A 16,401-nucleotide genomic window follows, 5' to 3' on the forward strand; every position below is an offset into this window, starting at 1 on the left:
TTGTTCGATCCTCAAAAGCCGGACGCGGCATGACGCCGCACCCCTGCGCGGGGCCTGCCGGAAAAGCAACATGGGCCCGCAGGCCCATGTATTCCTGAAACGGAGAAGACCGCTTCGCTCAGGCAACCCGCTTGGCCTGGCTGGCCACGTCGGCCGCCGGACTCAGGAAGCGCTCGCGAATCGACTTCGCGATGCCCGCGCCATCCAGGCCGCATTGCGACAGCAGTTTCGCGGGCTCGCCGTGATCGATGAAGCGGTCAGGGAGGCCCAATTGTATTACGGGCCGGATAACCCCACTCTCCATCAGGGCTTCCACGCACGCGGAGCCCGCGCCGCCCATCACGCAACCTTCCTCGACCGTCACCAGCACGTCGTGCGTTTCGGCCAGCTCGCGCACGAGTTCGGCGTCGACCGGCTTCACGAAGCGCATGTTCGCGACGGTCGCGTCCAGTTCCTCCGCCGCCGCGAGCGACGGCGCAACCATCGTGCCGAACGCGAGGATCGCCACGCGCTTGCCCTCGGGCTGCGCGCTGCGACGACGCACTTCGCCCTTGCCGACCGGCAGCGCGGTCATTTCCTTGACTGTCGCGACTCCCGTGCCCGCGCCGCGCGGATAGCGCACCGCGGTCGGGTTCGGCTGCTGGAGCGCCGTGTACAGCATCTGGCGGCACTCGTTCTCGTCGGACGCAGCCATCACCGTCATGTTCGGGATGCAGCGCATGAACGCGAGATCGTAGGCGCCCGCATGGGTCGCGCCGTCCGCGCCGACGAGGCCCGCGCGATCGATCGCGAACACGACGGGCAGGTTCTGCAGCGCGACGTCGTGGATCAGCTGGTCATACGCGCGCTGCAGGAACGTCGAGTAGATCGCGACGACCGGCTTCAGCCCTTCCGTCGCGAGGCCCGCCGCGAACGTCACCGCGTGCTGCTCGGCGATGCCGACGTCGTAGTAGCGATCCGGGAAGCGCTTCTCGAATTCGACGAGCCCCGAGCCCTCGCGCATCGCCGGCGTGATGCTGACCACGCGCGAATCGAGTTCCGCCGCGTCGCACATCCATTCGCCGAACACTTGCGTGTAGCTCTTCTTCGCGGGCGTCGCCGACGGCTTGATGCCTTCCGCCGGGTTGAACTTGCCCGGCCCGTGATACAGCACCGGGTCCGCTTCGGCGAGCTTGTAGCCCTGCCCCTTCTTCGTGACCACGTGCAGGAACTGCGGCCCGCGCAGTTCCTTGATGTTCTGCAGCGTCGGGATCAGCGAATCGAGATCATGGCCGTCGATCGGCCCGATATAGTTGAAGCCGAATTCCTCGAACAGCGTCGCCGGCACGACCATGCCCTTGGCGTGCTCCTCGAGCTTGCGCGCGAGCTCGAGCACGGGCGGCGCGACGCTCAGCACGCGTTCGACGCCCGCGCGCGCGGCTGCGTAGAAGCGGCCGGACATCAGGCGGGCGAGATGGCGGTTCAGCGCGCCGACGGGCGGCGAGATCGACATGTCGTTGTCGTTCAGGATCACGAGCAGCTTCGCGTCCTCGCTCACACCCGCGTTGTTCATCGCCTCGAACGCCATGCCCGCCGTCATCGCGCCGTCGCCGATCACGGCGATCGAGAAGCGATCGTCGCCTTGCAGCTGGCTGCCGAGCGCCATGCCGAGCGCGGCCGAGATCGAGGTGCTCGAGTGCGCCGTGCCGAAGGTGTCGTATTCCGACTCCGAGCGGCGCGGGAAGCCCGAGATGCCGTCCTGCTGGCGCAGCGAATGCATCTGGTCGCGGCGGCCCGTCAGGATCTTGTGCGGGTAGGTCTGATGGCCCACGTCCCACACGATGCGATCGTTCGGCGTATTGAAGACGTAGTGCAGCGCAATCGTCAGTTCGACCGTGCCGAGGTTGGACGACAAATGGCCGCCCGTCTTCGACACGCTGTCGAGCACATACGCGCGCAGCTCGTCGGCGAGCGGTTGCAGTTGGCGACGGTCGAGGCGGCGAAGGTCTGCCGGGGCGTCGATAGTTTTCAGCAAGTCGTACATCGTCGTTCCAGTGTAGGAAAACAAACGCGCCCGCACTCTTCAGCGCGCGCAGGCCGGATGGCCACGCGCGCGGCGGCGGGCTTTCGCGTCAGCTGACCCGGTTCACTACCAGGTCGGCCAGTTCGGCAAGGCGCTGCGCGCGGGCGCCGAACGGTTCCAGTGCGGCATGCGCGTCGGCGCGCAGCTGCGCGGCAAGCGCGCGCGATGCATCGAGACCGATGATCGACACGTAGGTCGGCTTGCCGTCTTTCGCATCCTTGCCGGCGGTCTTGCCGAGCGTCGCCGAATCGGTGGTCACGTCGAGGATATCGTCGACCACCTGGAACGCCAGGCCCACCGCCGCCGAATAGGCGTCGAGCGCGCGCATCGCGTCGTCCGAGGGCGTCTCGCCGGCCAGCGCGCCCATCCGGACCGCTGCGCGCAGCAGCGCCCCCGTCTTCATCCGGTGCATCGTTTCCAGCTGCTCGCGCGTCAGCGTATGGCCGACGCTCGCCAGATCGATCGCCTGACCGCCCGCCATGCCGATCGAGCCGCTCGCCAGCGCCAGCTCGCGCACCAGCGCGGCCTGGCGCGCCGGCGTCAGCACCGCCGCGTCGGTCAACGCGACGAACGCCTGCGACTGCAGCGCGTCGCCGACCAGGAGCGCCGTCGGTTCGTCATATTTGACATGTACCGTGGGCTTGCCGCGCCGCAATGCATCGTCGTCCATGCACGGCATGTCGTCGTGCACGAGCGAATAGACGTGGATCATCTCGAGCGCCGCCGCGGCAGCGTTGCACGCCGCCTCGGTCGCGCCGGTCAGTTCGCCCGCTGCATGGCACAGCAGCGGCCGAACCCGCTTGCCGCCACCGAGGACGGCATAACGCATCGCCTCGTGGAGTTGCGCGGGCACCTCGGTTTCAGCCGGCAAATACCGGCCGAGTGCTTCCTCGACGCGCTCGAGCACTGTGCGCGTCCATTGTTCGAATGTCATAGATCGTCGTCTCCGCCGTCCGTGGCGGTCATTCCGGCGGCAAGCGGCTTCAGTGTCGCGCCATCCAGCACGCGCACCTGCTGCTCCACCTTCTCAAGTTGTTGTTGGCAAAACGCAACGAGTACCGCCCCCCGGCGGTAGGCCGTCAGCGAGTCTTCCAGGCTCAGCGCGCCGCTCTCCATCCGGGCGACCAGCGCCTCCAACTCCGCGAGCGCTGCCTCATAATTTTCCGGCAGCGCGTCGGGGCCGGCATCTGCCGGTGCGGTGCCCTTGGGTGCGGTTTTCGCCATGGGACGGGGTGTCAAATTTCAAAACAAGTCGGACATTCTACGGCAAAAGCAGAATTCCCGACCTGCCGACTTGGGGCCACAAGCCTCCGATCCGGCCCCGCGCCGCTGGGGCGCGGCAAGGCGCCCGGGAAATTTTGACGTAAATCAGGTACTTATCCCACCCCAAGTATACCGATCCAGGTATAATCACCGGTTCCCCTAAATCGATTTTTCGATGGTTGGGTTGTTCACTGCTTTCACGCTAACACCGGGAGTGGGAATGTCCAATCTGAGCGACTCGCTGCAGTTGAAGTCTGCACACAGCCAGCTTCCAGTCACCGCTTACTTCGATGAGGCGCTCCTCGAGCGCGAGATCGAAACCCTTTTCAAGAAAGGACCTCGCTATATCGGGCACGAATTGATGGTGCCCGAGGCGGGAGACTATTTTGCGCTGCCCTCCGAAAACGAGGGCCGCGTGCTCGTGCGCAACCAGGCGTCACGGATCGAGCTGTTGTCGAACGTGTGCCGCCACCGTCAGGCGATCATGCTGAACGGCCGCGGCCAGGCCCAGAACATCGTCTGTCCGCTGCACCGCTGGACCTACGACCTGCAAGGCCAGCTGCTCGGCGCGCCGCACTTCCCCGACAAGCCCTGCCTGAACCTCAACGCGACGCCGTTGCAGAACTGGCAGGGGCTGCTGTTCGAGGCGGAGGGCCGCGACGTCGCGCACGACCTCGCGCAGCTCGGCACCAAGCACCACTTCGACTTTTCGAGCTATCAGTTCGATCACGTCGAGGTCCACGAGTGCGACTACAACTGGAAGACCTTCATCGAGGTCTACCTCGAGGACTACCACGTCGTCCCGTTCCACCCGGGGCTCGGCAGCTTCGTGTCGTGCGACGACCTGAAGTGGGAGTTCGGCGACTGGTACAGCGTGCAGACGGTCGGCGTGCACAACGCGCTCGCGAAGCCCGGCAGCCCGACGTACCAGAAGTGGCATGACGCGGTGCTGAGCTACCGCGGCGGCGTGCCGCCGGAGTTCGGCGCGATCTGGATGGTCTATTACCCGGGCCTGATGATCGAGTGGTATCCGCACGTGCTCGTGGTGTCCTGGCTGATTCCGCGCGGCACGCAGAAGACGACCAACATCGTCGAGTTCTATTACCCCGAGGAAATCGCGCTGTTCGAGCGTGAATTCGTCGAGGCCGAGCGCGCCGCCTATATGGAAACCGCCGTCGAGGACGACGAGATCGCGATGCGGATGGACGCCGGCCGGCGCGCGTTGATGCAGCGCGGCGAATCGCAGGTGGGCCCGTACCAGAGCCCGATGGAAGACGGCATGCAGCACTTCCACGAATTCCTGCGCCGCCAGCTCGGCACGCTGTGACGCGCGCGCGGCGGGAACCATGAAAAGACGGGCTGCGGCCCGTCTTTTTTTGTTTAGACTTAGAGCATCTGGCCCGTTTCTTCATCAGGAGCCGTCTCATGCCTCACACCCACTACACCACGCTGATCTCGGCGGACAACCTCGCCGAACGTCTGGCTGCCGCGCCCGACAGCGTGCTGATCCTCGATTGCCGCTTCGATCTCGCGAATCCCGACGCGGGCGAAGCCGCCTATGCGGCAAGCCACATCCCCGGCGCGCATTACCTGCACCTCGACCACGACCTGTCGGGCCCCAAGACCGGCGCCAACGGCCGCCACCCGCTGCCCGCGCGCGACGCGCTGGCAGCCGCGCTGGCCGCGCGCGGCCTCGCGCAGAACCAGCAGGTCGTCGCCTACGACGCGCAAGGCGGCATGTACGCGGCGCGCCTGTGGTGGATGCTGCGCTGGCTCGGCCACGATTCGGTCGCGGTGCTCGACGGCGGCCTGCCCGCCTGGCAGGCCGCGGGACATGCGCTGACCTCGGACCGGCCAGCCGCGACGCCCGGCAATTTCCGCGCGCAAGCTCCGCTCGCGGCGGCCGTCGACGTGCAGGCGGTGCTCGCGAACCTGACGACCAAAGACCGGCTCGTGATCGACGCGCGCGCGGCCGACCGCTATCGCGGCGAGAACGAAACGCTCGACCGCGTCGGCGGCCACATTCCCGGCGCGCGCAATCATTTCTTCAAGGACAACCTCACCGCCGACGGCCGGTTCAAGAGCGGCCATGACCTGCGCGCAGCGTTCGCCGCAGTGCTCGGCGACACCCCGTCCAACCGAGTGATCCTGCAGTGCGGCTCGGGCGTCACCGCCTGCCACAACGCGCTGGCGATGGAGATCGCCGGGCTGCACGACGCCGCGCTGTACGGCGGCTCGTGGAGCGAATGGAGCGCGGATCCGGGCCGCCCGGTCGCAACCGGGCCGAATCCGTAAACGGGAGGCGGCCGCGCGTCACATGACGCCGTATTTGCGGAACCACGCGAGGGCGCGCTTCCAGCCGTCCTCGGCGTCCGCCTTCACGTAGCTCGGGCGGTAATCGGCGAAGAACGCGTGCCCGGCGTCCGGATAGACGAGGATCTCCGATTCGCTGCCGGCCCGGGTCTTGGCGGCCACGAGACGCGTGCGCATCTGCCCGAGCGATTCCTGCGAGATATTCGTGTCCTTCGCGCCGTACAGGCCCAGCACCGGGGCCTTCAGTTGCGCGGCATGGTCGACCGGGCTGAACGGCGTCATGTCGGTGGCGTCGCCGACCACCATGCCGTACCAGGCCACGGCCGCGCGCACGCGGGCATTGTGTTCCGCGAACAGCCAGGCCTGCCGCCCTCCCCAGCAGAAGCCCGTCACGCCCAGGCGGCTCAGATCGCCGCCGTTCTTCCCCGCCCATTCGACCGTCGCGTCGAGATCCTCGCTCACCTGCCGGTCGGGCACCTTGCTCACCACCGCCTGATACAGCGCCTGGATCGTCGGATAGGCGGACGGATCGCCCTGGCGCGCGTACAGGTTCGGCGCGATCGCCAGGTAGCCGAGCTTCGCGAAACGGCGGCACACGTCCGCGATATGCGCATGCACGCCGAAGATCTCGTGGATCACCACGATCACCGGCAGATTCGTCTTGTCTGCCGGCTGCGCGCGATAGGCGGGCACGTTCGCATCGCCAGAACGGACCTCGACCGTTCCGGCCTCCAGCCCCGCGCTGTCGGTCGTGATGGTCTGCGCGGACACGGGCAGCACCGCCGCCGCGAAGCTGCCGCCGAGCGCCGCCTGGACGAAGCGGCGGCGCGTAAACGGAACGTGGGGAACCAGACTGTCGACCTCGGGCTTCAACATAATGGCAACGCTCCTAGGGTAAGGCCGCGTGCAACCCACCCGCGCGGCCGGGTTCGGATCGGGAAACCGGCAAGGCGGCGGATGGCCCGGGGCGCCCGAACCGCCCGCCCGTCGCCGGCTCCGCGCCGCCGGAAGCGCACACGATGCCCAAGAACCGGCATCGGCGTCAACCGGCACGGGTGCGCGCCCCACAGCGCCGACGCATGGCGCTCGGGCGCCACCGCGCCCCGCATGTCGCCATGAAATGCATGCATCGGCCAATGCGCAACGATATTCCACCGCCTCACCCGGGCAGTAAATTTTATTAATCCAATTTAAATCCGCTCACAGTCATACAACCCGATCCGCGCACCGGAAAATCACGCCACAACCCAGCAAAACCCTTACGGGAAGGCCCTCCCCACCACCCAACCCGGTAAAAAGATCGGATTGCAAAATAAATCAACCTATCCACATCATTCATTCAAGCGCCATGAAAAATCGCTTAAAAGGAATCCGCTTCGCCCTGATTTCCAAGCATGACGGGGCGTGACACCGCGTGCAGGCGCGGCGGTCCGCCGCCCCGCACGCGCCCCGGCCCCGCCCCGTCAGGCGGGCACATGCGCCATGCCGTTGCACACGAGGCAGGAATGGAACAGTCACCTCGCCATACGCCCGTCGGGCCCATTCCCGTCAGCCGGACCGGCCGACGCGCGCCGCCGCGCCGCCAGCGCGGCTCGCTCGCCACGCTCGCGGTGCTCGCGCTGGCCGTCGCCATGGTCGCGCTCGGCGCGATCGACATCGGCAACCTGTTCTACCAGCGCCGCCAGCTCCAAAGCATCGCCGACATGACCGCGCTCGCCGCCGCCGAACGGATGGACGACGGCTGCGTGCAACCGCCCGTCACCGCGCAATCGGTCGCGCTCGCGAACGGCTTCGACAGCACCGTGGCCGGCCAGACCCTCAGCACGGCCTGCGGGCGCTGGGACCTGAAGGACAACAGCGGCCCGAGCTTCTACACGGCCGCCGCCTCCCCCGCAGCGGGCTCCGACGCGCAGCTCAACGCGGTGCAGGTCACGGTCACGCGCAGCGTGCCCTATTATTTCCTCGGCCCGGCGCGCACCGTCTCCGCGGTCAGCGTCGCGCAGGCGACCGACATCGGGACCTACTCGATCGGCACCACGCTCGCGCAGCTGCAGGGCGGCGCGGTCAACACGCTGCTCAACACGATGCTGGGCACCAACCTCAACCTGTCGCTCGTCTCCTATGAAGGCCTCGCCAGCGCACACATCAAGGTCAGCGACCTGATGAACGTGGCGGGCGCCAGCACGGTCAACCAGCTGCTGGCCATGCAGGTCAGCGTGCCGACCCTCGCCAGCTGGCTGTCGAGCGCGCTGGCGGCCACCACGGTCGTCAATACGAACCTGCAGACCGACCTCAGCACGATGAGCTCGATCGCGAGCGCAACCTACACCAACAGCCAGAACATCGCGCTCGGCAATTCGACGAGCACGCCGGGGCTGCTCGCGGTCAACCTGTCCGATCCGCAGACCGCGCTCAACGCGATGATCAGTCCGTTCGATATCCTGATGACCGCGGCGGAAATCGCGGCGGGCCAGTCGGCGCTCACGCTCACCGGCGGCCTGAGCATCGGCGGCCAGGGCGCGACCGTGCAGATGCAGATCATCCAGCCGCCCGTGATCGCGATCGGCGAAGGCGGCATCGATCCCGTATCGCACACCTGGCGCACCGTCGCGCGGACCGCACAGGTCCGCCTTTACCTGAACGTCAGTCTCGGCACCACCAACCTGCCGCTGGGCCTGCTCGGCGCGCTGGTGCCGGTGCAGGTGAGCCTGCCGCTGTCGCTGCAGGTCGCATCGGGCACCGGCTGGCTGCAATCGGCCGCGTGCACCGCGTCGACCGCGACCTGCGCGTCGGTCATCGGCGTGCAGACCGGGATCGCGAATCTGTGCGTCGGCAACGCGCCCACCAACATGTCGGCGTCGCAGCCGTTCAGCTGCTCGACGCCCGCCACCCTCGTCAACGTGCTCAATCTCGTCAAGATCACCGCGCTCGCCGCGCTGCCCGCCAGCGTCCCGGCCGCGACCGCGCCCACGCTGACCTTCTACGGCACCACGGGCGGCTATCAGAGCACCAACGCGAACGGCGTCGGCAGCGTGCTGGGGAACGCGCTGTCCGGCCTCGGCGCCTCGCTGCAACAAACCCAGGTCACGCTGCTGGGCGGCCTGTCGCTGCCGCTCACGCCGGTCGAATCCGCGCTCGGCAGCTTCCTCAACACCGCACTGACACCCGTGCTCGGCGGACTCGACGCCGCGGTCGTGCCGCTCCTGCAAACGCTCGGCGTGCAGGTCGGCGAAAGCACGATCCACGACATCGCGCTCAGCTGCGGCGTGTCGACGCTCGTCTATCAGTAAAGGGGAAACGCGGGCGAACGCCCGCGTGGAAGGGGTCGCGGGCGCGCCGCGCCCGCGAAGGACATCGTCAGTGCAGCTTGACGCGCGGCAGCGTCGAGCGCCGCAGCCAGTGCGCGACGGTGTCGAGCACCATGCGCGGGTAGCCGTGCAGCGCAGCGATGTGCAGCCGGTACAGCGACATGTACATGAACCGCGCGAACAGCCCCTCGATCAGCATGTTGCCACCGATCAGGCCGCCCATCAGGTTGCCGACCGCGCTGAAATGGCCGAGCGACACCAGCGAGCCGAAATCCCGGTAGGTGAACTGCGGCAGCGACTGGTTCGACAGGCGCGCGGCCAGCGCCTTCAGCAGGAAGCTCGCCTGCTGGTGCGCAGCCTGCGCGCGCGGCGGCACGTTGCGCTCGTTGCCGGGCCATTCGCAGGCCGCGCAGTCGCCGAGCGCGAAGACGTTCTCGTCGGTCACGGTCTGCAACGTGCGGCTCACCACCAGCTGGCCGAGCTTGTTGATCTCGAGCCCGTCCAGCTGGGCGAGCACGGACGGCGCCTTGATGCCGGCCGCCCAGACCGTCAGGTCGGCCCGCACGCTCTTGCCGCTCGCGGTGCGCACCACGCCCGGAGCGACCTCGATGACGCGCTCGCCGAGCATCAGCTTGACGCCGAGCTTTTCGAGCAGCTCGGCGGTCGCGGTCGACACGCGCTCCTGGAGCGCGGGCAGGATGCGCGGCCCCGATTCGACCAGCACGATGCCGACATCGTGGCGCGGATCGAGCTTGTGCAGGCCATACGCGGACAGCACCTGCGCGGTGTTGCGCAACTCGGCGGACAGCTCGACGCCCGTCGCGCCGCCGCCGACGATCGCCACCTGGATGCGCGGCTCCGACGGATCCGCCTGCGGATCGACCGGCTGGTGCTCGGCGCGCATGCACGCGGCAATCAGGCGCTTGCGGAAGCGCTCGGCTTCGCCGACGGTATCGAGCGCGATAGCGTTTTCCGCTGCGCCCTGCACGCCGAAGAAATGCGTCGTACTGCCGATCGCGATCACGAGCGTGTCGTATTCAAGCTCGCGCCGCGGCAGCAGTTCCTCGCCGTCGCTGTCGTTGACGGATGCGAGCGTGATGCGTTTCGCGCTGCGATCGAGCGCGGTCAGTTCGCCCTGCTGGAATTCGAAGCCGTGCCAGCGCGCCTGCGCCGCGTACTCCAGCTCCTGCGTGAATGGATCCATGCTGCCCGCCGCCACTTCGTGCAGCAGGGGTTTCCAGATATGGGTCGGATAGCGGTCGACCAGCGTGACCAGTGCGCTTGCGGGCCGATTGCCGCGTGCGCCATAGCGGTCGCCCAGTCGGGTGGCCAGTTCCAGGCCGCCCGCGCCGCCGCCGATGATAATGAAACGATGCATCCGATCCCCCTTGTGCGATTCAACACTGCCTGGGCGCAGGGGCGCGGACAGCCACCCCGTCAGGCCGGCGCCCGGAACCATCCGGACACCGTATTGGCCGCCGCCCGCCAGGCCGGCGCGCCCACCCGGACATTGTCCCGGAGCAGACGCCTTGACGACAAGCAAGCAATATACATAAATGCCATGTTCGCGACGATATGCCACGCGCCGCGGGGCGCGACGCGCGGCCGGCGGATCAGTGCGCCTCTTCCCAGTTGTCGCCCGCGCCGACTTCGGCGACGAGCGGCACCTTGAGCTTGGCCACCCCGCACATCATTTCGGGCAGCTTCTCGCGCACCCGCGGCAATTCGGCCTCCGGCACCTCGAGCACCAGTTCATCGTGCACCTGCATGATCATCCGCGAGGCCAGGCCGTCGGCCTCGAGCCAGCGATCGACCGCGATCATCGACAGCTTGATCAGATCGGCGGCCGTGCCCTGCATCGGCGCATTGATCGCCGCGCGCTCCGCCGCCTGGCGGCGCGGGCCGTTGCCGCCGTTGATCTCCGGCAGCCACAGGCGGCGGCCGAACACGGTCTCGACGTAACCCTTCTCCTTCGCGCTCGCGCGGGTGTCCTCCATGTAATGGGCGACGCCCGGGTAACGGGTGAAGTAGCGGTCGATGTAGAGCTTCGCCGCGTCGCGCGTGATGCCGAGGTTCGACGCGAGGCCGAACGCGCTCATGCCGTAGATCAGGCCGAAGTTGATCACCTTCGCGATGCGCCGCTGGTCCGAGCTGACTTCGAGCGGCGTCACGCCGAACACCTCGGCGGCCGTCGCGCGGTGAATGTCCTCGCCGTGCGCGAAGGCGCGCAGCAACGATTCGTCGCCCGAAATGTGCGCCATGATGCGCAGCTCGATCTGCGAATAATCGGCCGACACGATCTTGCAACCCGGCGACGCGATGAACGCCTCGCGGATGCGCCGCCCTTCGGCCGTGCGCACCGGAATGTTCTGCAGATTGGGATCGTTCGACGCCAGCCGCCCGGTCACCGCCACCGCCTGCGCGTAGTTGGTGTGCACGCGGCCCGTATCGGGATTGACCATGCGCGGCAGCTTGTCGGTGTAGGTCGACTTCAGCTTCGACAGCCCGCGATGCTCGAGCAGCAGCTTCGGCAGCGGGTAGTCCTCCGCCAGCTTCTGCAGCACCTCTTCATCGGTCGACGGCGCGCCGCTCGGCGTTTTCTTCACGACCGGCAGCTGCAGCGTCTCGAAGAAGATCTGGCCGATCTGCTTCGGCGAGCCGAGGTTGAATTCGCCGCCCGCCAGCTCGTACGCGCCCTGCTCCAGCTCGACGAGGCGCATCGCGATCTCCTGGCTCTGCGCCTGCAGGCGGGCGCTGTCGATCAGCACGCCGGTGCGCTCCATCTTGCGCAGCACGAGCGACACCGGCATCTCGATGTCGCGATACACGTGCTCGAGGCCCGGCTCGCGCCGCACCTGCGGATACAGCACCTGATGCAGCTGCAACGTGATGTCCGCGTCCTCCGCCGCGTATTCGGCGGCCTGTTCGAGCGACACCTCGTCGAAGCCGATCTGCTGCGCGCCCTTGCCCGCAACCTCCTCGTACTTGATCGTCTTCACGCCCAGGTGACGCAGCGCGAGGCTGTCCATGTCGTGCGTGCGGTGCGATTCCAGCACGTACGATTCGAGCAGCGTGTCGTGCTCGATGCCGTTCAGCGCGATGCCGTAGTTCGCGAGCACCTGCGCGTCGTACTTCATGTGCTGGCCGAGCTTCTTGCGCGCCGGGTTCTCGAGCCAGGGCTTGAGCTTCGCGAGCACGTCGTCGCGCGGCAGCTGTTCCGGCAGATCCGGCCCGCGATGCGCGAGCGGAATATAGGCCGCATGCCCCGGCTCGACCGACAGCGACACGCCGACCACCTGCGCGAGCATCGGATCGAGCGAGGTCGTCTCGGTATCGAACGCGGTCAGCTCGGCTGCCTCGATCTTCGCGAGCCAGGCGTCGAACTGCGCCCAGGTCTGCACGGTCTCGTAGTTCCGCTCCGCCGCGAAGGCCAGCTCGCCCGACCCGGGCGTCGCCGCGACGGCGCCCGTGCCGGCGCCCGCGTCCGCATCGGCCGCGGCGGCCGCCGGCGCGCTGTCGATCTCGCGCAGCCAGGTCTTGAAACCGTAGGTCGAGAAGATCTCGCGCAGCGGCTCGCGCTGCTCGCCGCCCGTCGCGAGCGACGCCTCGATCGACTCCACCTGCGCGTCGAGGTCGCAGGCCGTCTCGACCGTCACCAGCGTGCGCGCGAGCGGCAGGAAATCGAGCGCGCGCCGCAGGTTGTCGCCGACCACGCCCTTGATCTCGGCCGCATGCTCGACCACGCCGTCGAGCGTCGCGTATTGCGTCAGCCATTTCACCGCGGTCTTGGGCCCGCACTTGTCGACGCCCGGCACGTTGTCGACCGTGTCGCCGATCAGCGTCAGGTAATCGACGATCCGCTCCGGCGGCACGCCGAACTTCGCGATCACGCCGTCACGATCGAGCACCTCGTTCGTCATGGTGTTGATCAGCGTGACGCGATCGGTGACGAGCTGGGCGAGATCCTTGTCGCCCGTCGACACGATCACCTTCATGCCGCGCTGCTCGGCCGCCTTGGCAAGCGTGCCGATCACGTCGTCGGCCTCGACGCCTTCGACCATCAGCAGCGGCCAGCCCAGCGCGCGCACCGCGGTGTGGATCGGCTCGATCTGTTGCGCGAGATCGGTGGGCATCGACGGCCGGTTGGCCTTGTACTCCGCGTAGAGATCGTCGCGGAAGGTTTTGCCCTTTGCATCGAACACGCACGCGCTATACTCTGCCGTGACTTCCTTGCGCATCCGGCGCAACATGTTGATGATGCCGTAGAGCGCGCCGGTCGGCTCTCCGCCGGGGCCCCGCAAATCCGGCATCGCATGGTAGGCCCGGTACAGGTAGCTCGAACCATCCACCAATAGCAGGGTCTTACCTTCCAGGTTCAGTTCTTCAGGCATTTATGGACAAGAGAAAAGTGATTCCGAGTCTGCGTTCGCTCGCAGATCAAGAACGCGCGACGGCGAAGAAGGCCCGCGCTTCGTGGCAGATGTTCACGATTATGGCAGAGTTTATCGAGGCGACCGAGTACCTGTCGGAGATCCGCCCGGCTGTCAGCATCTACGGTTCCGCGCGCCTGAAGCCCGATACGCCGCACTACAAGCTCGCCGTGCAGATCGCCCGCAAGCTGTCCGACGCCGGCTTCGCCGTGATCTCCGGCGGCGGCCCCGGCATCATGGAAGCCGCCAACAAGGGCGCGCACGCCGGCAAGGCGCCGTCGGTGGGCCTCAACATCGAGCTGCCGCACGAGCAGGCCGGCAACCACTTCCAGGACATCTCGCTGCGCTTCCGCCATTTCTTCACGCGCAAGGTCACGTTCGTCAAGAACTCGGACGCGGTGATCGTGATGCCGGGCGGCTTCGGCACGCTCGATGAGCTGTCCGAAGTCCTCACGCTGATCCAGACCAAGAAGTCGCGCCTCGTGCCGATCATCCTCGTTGGCAGCGACTTCTGGCAGGGGCTGCTGCAATGGTTCCGCGACCAGTTGATCCCGATGGGCCTCATCAACCCGGACGACATGAACCTGATGCAGGTGATCGACGATCCGGATCAAGTGCTCGAAGCCGTGATGGCGTTCTACGAAGACCGCGGCGATGAAGGCGACGATTCGCAGCCGCCGCGTCCCGAGGAAGACCGGATGTTCTATCTGTGAAATCGTGACGACGTGATCGCGCATCGCGCGATGGAACGGGCGGACGCCTCGCGGCGCCGCCCGTTTTTCCTTGGCGCGCGGACGCCGCGCGGGCGCATCTACTCCGCCCGTCGCGCGCGCGGTTCCGCCGCGTCGGGCGCGCCTGCGTCGCCGCGCAGATCGACGAGCAGACGCTGCAGCAGCGCGATCTGCCCGACCGCGTCCACCTCCAGCCGCGACAGCCGCTCGCGCGGCGGCAGCGCGTGACGCGCCGATACGCCATCCGGTTGCAGCAGCAGCTCCATCTCGCGGCTCATCACCGCGAGCCAGACAAGCAAGGCCGCGTCGCGCGGCTGTCCGTATTCGCTCAGGCGCAGATGCGCGGCCGTGCCCGCCATCCGGCGCAGCAGGCCGAGGATCGTCGAGGCGGTGGTGTCGAAGCGCGTATCGTCGAGCCGCTCCAGCCGCAACCGGTTGAACGCCTCTTCCGCGTTGTTGCTGGCGAGACCGGCCGCGCGCCGCACCTGCTCCGCATCCGCGTCGACCGCGCCCGATCGCGCCAGCGCATCGGCCAGATAACGCAGATTCGCACGCACCGCGTCGTCGAGCCGCGCGCGCAGATCGATCCGCTCGCGCGTCGGCCACAACAGGAAAGTCGCGAGCAGCGCGAGCGCGCAGCCGAGCACGTTGTTGCCGAGCCGGGTCAGCGCGTAGGTGAATTCGCGCGCGCCGGGCACGGCAAAATCGGCGACCAGCACGAAGGTCGGCGTCAGGAACAGCACGAACAAGCTGTAGCTGACCGGCCGCAGCGCCATCGTCGCGCACACGAGCGGAAACACGACGAGCGAGATGCCGAGCGGCGAATGGATCGCCAGCCCGATCAGCGCGGCCAGCAGCCCGCCGACGATGCTGCCCGCCGCGCGCTCGACGCTGCGCGGCCACGTCAGCGCGATCGACGGTTGCAGGATCAACAGGATCGCCATCGTCGCCCAGTAGCCGAACGGCACGCCGAGCAGCCGCACGATCAGGAACGCCGTCGTGGTCGCGACGCCGACCCGCAGCGCATGCCGCAACCCCACCGACTGCCACGACAGGTTCGCGCGCAGCGTCGCCCCGGCGCGCGCGAGCGCATCGCGCAGGCCGGCGCGCCAGCTCGCGGCGGCCGGCTCCGGTGACGGGACCGGTGCAGGCGGCGCAGGATCCGCCGCGGTCGCCCCGGACAACGCGCCGCCCAGCGCCGCATCGAGTTGCCGGGCAAGGCCGCGCAGGCGGCGCTGCGCTTCGACCGGACGCGCCCAGGGCGCATCGTCGAGCGCGCCGCCGATGCGGCGCAGCCGCTCCGCAAAGCCGTCGAGCGCGCGCGCGGCGCGCCGCGTGGCGCGCGGATCGGCGAGCCCATGCTGGCAGGCGCCCGTCACCGCGATCAGATATGCGAACCAGCGCTCGCCGTCGGCCAGCGCGATCAGCAGATTCGTGTAGGTGTCGCGCTGATCGGCGCGCGCCGCCGGCACGCCGGCCAGCACCTTGCGCGCACGCTCGAGCGCCGTGCGCGCATCGGCGCGGAATTTCGCGGCATGCAGTTCCCAGTGTCGCGCGCCCGAAGCGGGCGCGCGAACGAGCCGCGCGCTGTCCGCGGCGATGTCGGCAAGCCGCGCATAGGCGGCGCGCAGGGCGGCGCGGCTGGGCGCAAACGGATGGATGCGCCAGACCGTGAGGCTCAGCGCGATCGCGAACAGGCAGCCGCCCAGATAGATCGCGACGAAGCTCAGGCTTGCGCGCCAGTCGTGCATGGGCCGATCGACCATCACGACGCAGGCGGTGGCGGCCAGGATCGCGACCTGGGCGGCGGCCGCGCCCCAGATGCGGCCGAACGCGCCCGCCGTCGTGAACAGCAGCACGGCGCACGCCGCCGCCACGGTGCCCGCGCCCGATGCGAACGCGGTCAGGGTGCCGCATAGCGTGGACAGCAGTGCGAAGCTCGTCATCGATGCGAAGCGCGAGCGGTTCGAGCCGGCGGCGTCGGCCAGGCAGGTCCAGAACGCGCCGATCGCGGCCCATGCGAATTCGGGCTCGTGCAGCAGGTTGCCGAGGACCAGCATCGCCGTGGATGCGCAAGCGGCCCGCAGGCCTTCGGACAGGCTGGCGTCGCCGAGCGCGAACGACACCATCCACACCGGCCGCCGGCGCGACCAGGCGGCGGCGGACAGATAGAACCCTCTCAGCGAGCGGGTGGCGGTCTGCCGGATCCTGCGGTGGAGGTGGTGAAACATGACGCGTTCGATGATAGGACTGGAAAGGCGGCAGGCTCCATCGGCAGCGGGTCGGCCGGGGAG

The 16,401-nt window shown here is 68.0% G+C and carries 11 protein-coding genes; 4 read left to right on the forward strand and 7 right to left on the reverse strand.

Annotated features, from left to right (window positions below; genetic code table 11):
* Positions 1-118 precede the first annotated feature (118 nt).
* From dxs to Bsp3421_RS14335, 3 genes are all read right to left on the reverse strand, one after another.
* Positions 119-2,023 carry a 1-deoxy-D-xylulose-5-phosphate synthase gene (gene dxs / locus Bsp3421_RS14325; RefSeq protein WP_273996594.1) on the reverse strand — a complete coding sequence of 635 codons (1,905 nt, stop codon included), beginning with the start codon at positions 2,021-2,023 and terminating at the stop codon, positions 119-121.
* An 88-nt stretch (positions 2,024-2,111) separates the two neighbouring features.
* On the reverse strand, positions 2,112-2,996 hold the full coding sequence (locus Bsp3421_RS14330) for a polyprenyl synthetase family protein (protein ID WP_273996595.1): 885 nt from the start codon (positions 2,994-2,996) through the stop codon (positions 2,112-2,114).
* The gene (locus Bsp3421_RS14335; RefSeq protein WP_273996596.1) at positions 2,993-3,286 is read right to left on the reverse strand and encodes an exodeoxyribonuclease VII small subunit; all 294 of its coding nucleotides are present in this window, start codon (positions 3,284-3,286) and stop codon (positions 2,993-2,995) included. The genes Bsp3421_RS14330 and Bsp3421_RS14335 overlap by 4 nt, the downstream gene beginning before the upstream one ends.
* Before the next feature lie 259 nt (positions 3,287-3,545).
* On the opposite strand from Bsp3421_RS14335, the gene Bsp3421_RS14340 reads away from it, so the two are divergent.
* Together Bsp3421_RS14340 and Bsp3421_RS14345 are read left to right on the forward strand one after the other, a co-directional pair.
* Complete coding sequence (locus Bsp3421_RS14340) at positions 3,546-4,652, forward strand: aromatic ring-hydroxylating oxygenase subunit alpha (protein ID WP_273996597.1); 1,107 nt, start codon at positions 3,546-3,548, stop codon at positions 4,650-4,652.
* Between the two features lie 98 nt (positions 4,653-4,750).
* Positions 4,751-5,620: a sulfurtransferase gene (locus Bsp3421_RS14345; RefSeq protein ID WP_273996598.1), complete on the forward strand. Its 870-nt coding sequence runs from the start codon at positions 4,751-4,753 to the stop codon at positions 5,618-5,620.
* 18 nt (positions 5,621-5,638) lie between these two features.
* On the opposite strand, the gene Bsp3421_RS14350 is transcribed toward Bsp3421_RS14345, so the two are convergent.
* Positions 5,639-6,514 (reverse strand): dienelactone hydrolase family protein, encoded by an 876-nt coding sequence (locus tag Bsp3421_RS14350; RefSeq protein ID WP_273996599.1) that lies wholly within the window; start codon positions 6,512-6,514, stop codon positions 5,639-5,641.
* A gap of 629 nt (positions 6,515-7,143) precedes the next feature.
* Between Bsp3421_RS14350 and Bsp3421_RS14355 the strand changes: the two genes are divergently transcribed.
* Positions 7,144-8,928 (forward strand): TadG family pilus assembly protein, encoded by a 1,785-nt coding sequence (locus Bsp3421_RS14355; RefSeq protein WP_273996601.1) that lies wholly within the window; start codon positions 7,144-7,146, stop codon positions 8,926-8,928.
* 67 nt (positions 8,929-8,995) lie between these two features.
* On the opposite strand, the gene Bsp3421_RS14360 is transcribed toward Bsp3421_RS14355, so the two are convergent.
* Both Bsp3421_RS14360 and polA read right to left on the reverse strand, forming a co-directional pair.
* The gene (locus tag Bsp3421_RS14360; protein WP_273996603.1) at positions 8,996-10,324 is read right to left on the reverse strand and encodes an NAD(P)/FAD-dependent oxidoreductase; all 1,329 of its coding nucleotides are present in this window, start codon (positions 10,322-10,324) and stop codon (positions 8,996-8,998) included.
* 235 nt (positions 10,325-10,559) lie between these two features.
* Positions 10,560-13,337: a DNA polymerase I gene (gene polA, locus Bsp3421_RS14365; protein ID WP_273996605.1), complete on the reverse strand. Its 2,778-nt coding sequence runs from the start codon at positions 13,335-13,337 to the stop codon at positions 10,560-10,562.
* Positions 13,338-13,339: 2 nt separating this feature from the next.
* Here polA and Bsp3421_RS14370 point away from each other — a divergent pair, with 2 nt between their 5' ends.
* Positions 13,340-14,089: a TIGR00730 family Rossman fold protein gene (locus Bsp3421_RS14370; RefSeq protein ID WP_273996606.1), complete on the forward strand. Its 750-nt coding sequence runs from the start codon at positions 13,340-13,342 to the stop codon at positions 14,087-14,089.
* 98 nt (positions 14,090-14,187) lie between these two features.
* On the opposite strand, the gene Bsp3421_RS14375 is transcribed toward Bsp3421_RS14370, so the two are convergent.
* Positions 14,188-16,338 carry an FUSC family protein gene (locus tag Bsp3421_RS14375; RefSeq protein WP_273996607.1) on the reverse strand — a complete coding sequence of 717 codons (2,151 nt, stop codon included), beginning with the start codon at positions 16,336-16,338 and terminating at the stop codon, positions 14,188-14,190.
* Positions 16,339-16,401: the final 63 nt, after the last annotated feature.

Origin of the sequence: Burkholderia sp. FERM BP-3421 (assembly GCF_028657905.1) — a bacterium.
GTDB lineage: Bacteria > Pseudomonadota > Gammaproteobacteria > Burkholderiales > Burkholderiaceae > Burkholderia.

What these genes read in the sequence shown, in the direction of transcription:
- dxs (WP_273996594.1), bottom strand. Translation starts at nt 2,023, where the DNA reads ATGTACGACTTGCTGAAAACTATCGACGCCCCGGCAGACCTTCGCCGC.
- Bsp3421_RS14330 (WP_273996595.1), bottom strand. Translation starts at nt 2,996, where the DNA reads ATGACATTCGAACAATGGACGCGCACAGTGCTCGAGCGCGTCGAGGAA.
- Bsp3421_RS14335 (WP_273996596.1), bottom strand. Translation starts at nt 3,286, where the DNA reads ATGGCGAAAACCGCACCCAAGGGCACCGCACCGGCAGATGCCGGCCCC.
- Bsp3421_RS14340 (WP_273996597.1), top strand. Translation starts at nt 3,546, where the DNA reads ATGTCCAATCTGAGCGACTCGCTGCAGTTGAAGTCTGCACACAGCCAG.
- Bsp3421_RS14345 (WP_273996598.1), top strand. Translation starts at nt 4,751, where the DNA reads ATGCCTCACACCCACTACACCACGCTGATCTCGGCGGACAACCTCGCC.
- Bsp3421_RS14350 (WP_273996599.1), bottom strand. Translation starts at nt 6,514, where the DNA reads ATGTTGAAGCCCGAGGTCGACAGTCTGGTTCCCCACGTTCCGTTTACG.
- Bsp3421_RS14355 (WP_273996601.1), top strand. Translation starts at nt 7,144, where the DNA reads ATGGAACAGTCACCTCGCCATACGCCCGTCGGGCCCATTCCCGTCAGC.
- Bsp3421_RS14360 (WP_273996603.1), bottom strand. Translation starts at nt 10,324, where the DNA reads ATGCATCGTTTCATTATCATCGGCGGCGGCGCGGGCGGCCTGGAACTG.
- polA (WP_273996605.1), bottom strand. Translation starts at nt 13,337, where the DNA reads ATGCCTGAAGAACTGAACCTGGAAGGTAAGACCCTGCTATTGGTGGAT.
- Bsp3421_RS14370 (WP_273996606.1), top strand. Translation starts at nt 13,340, where the DNA reads ATGGACAAGAGAAAAGTGATTCCGAGTCTGCGTTCGCTCGCAGATCAA.
- Bsp3421_RS14375 (WP_273996607.1), bottom strand. Translation starts at nt 16,338, where the DNA reads ATGTTTCACCACCTCCACCGCAGGATCCGGCAGACCGCCACCCGCTCG.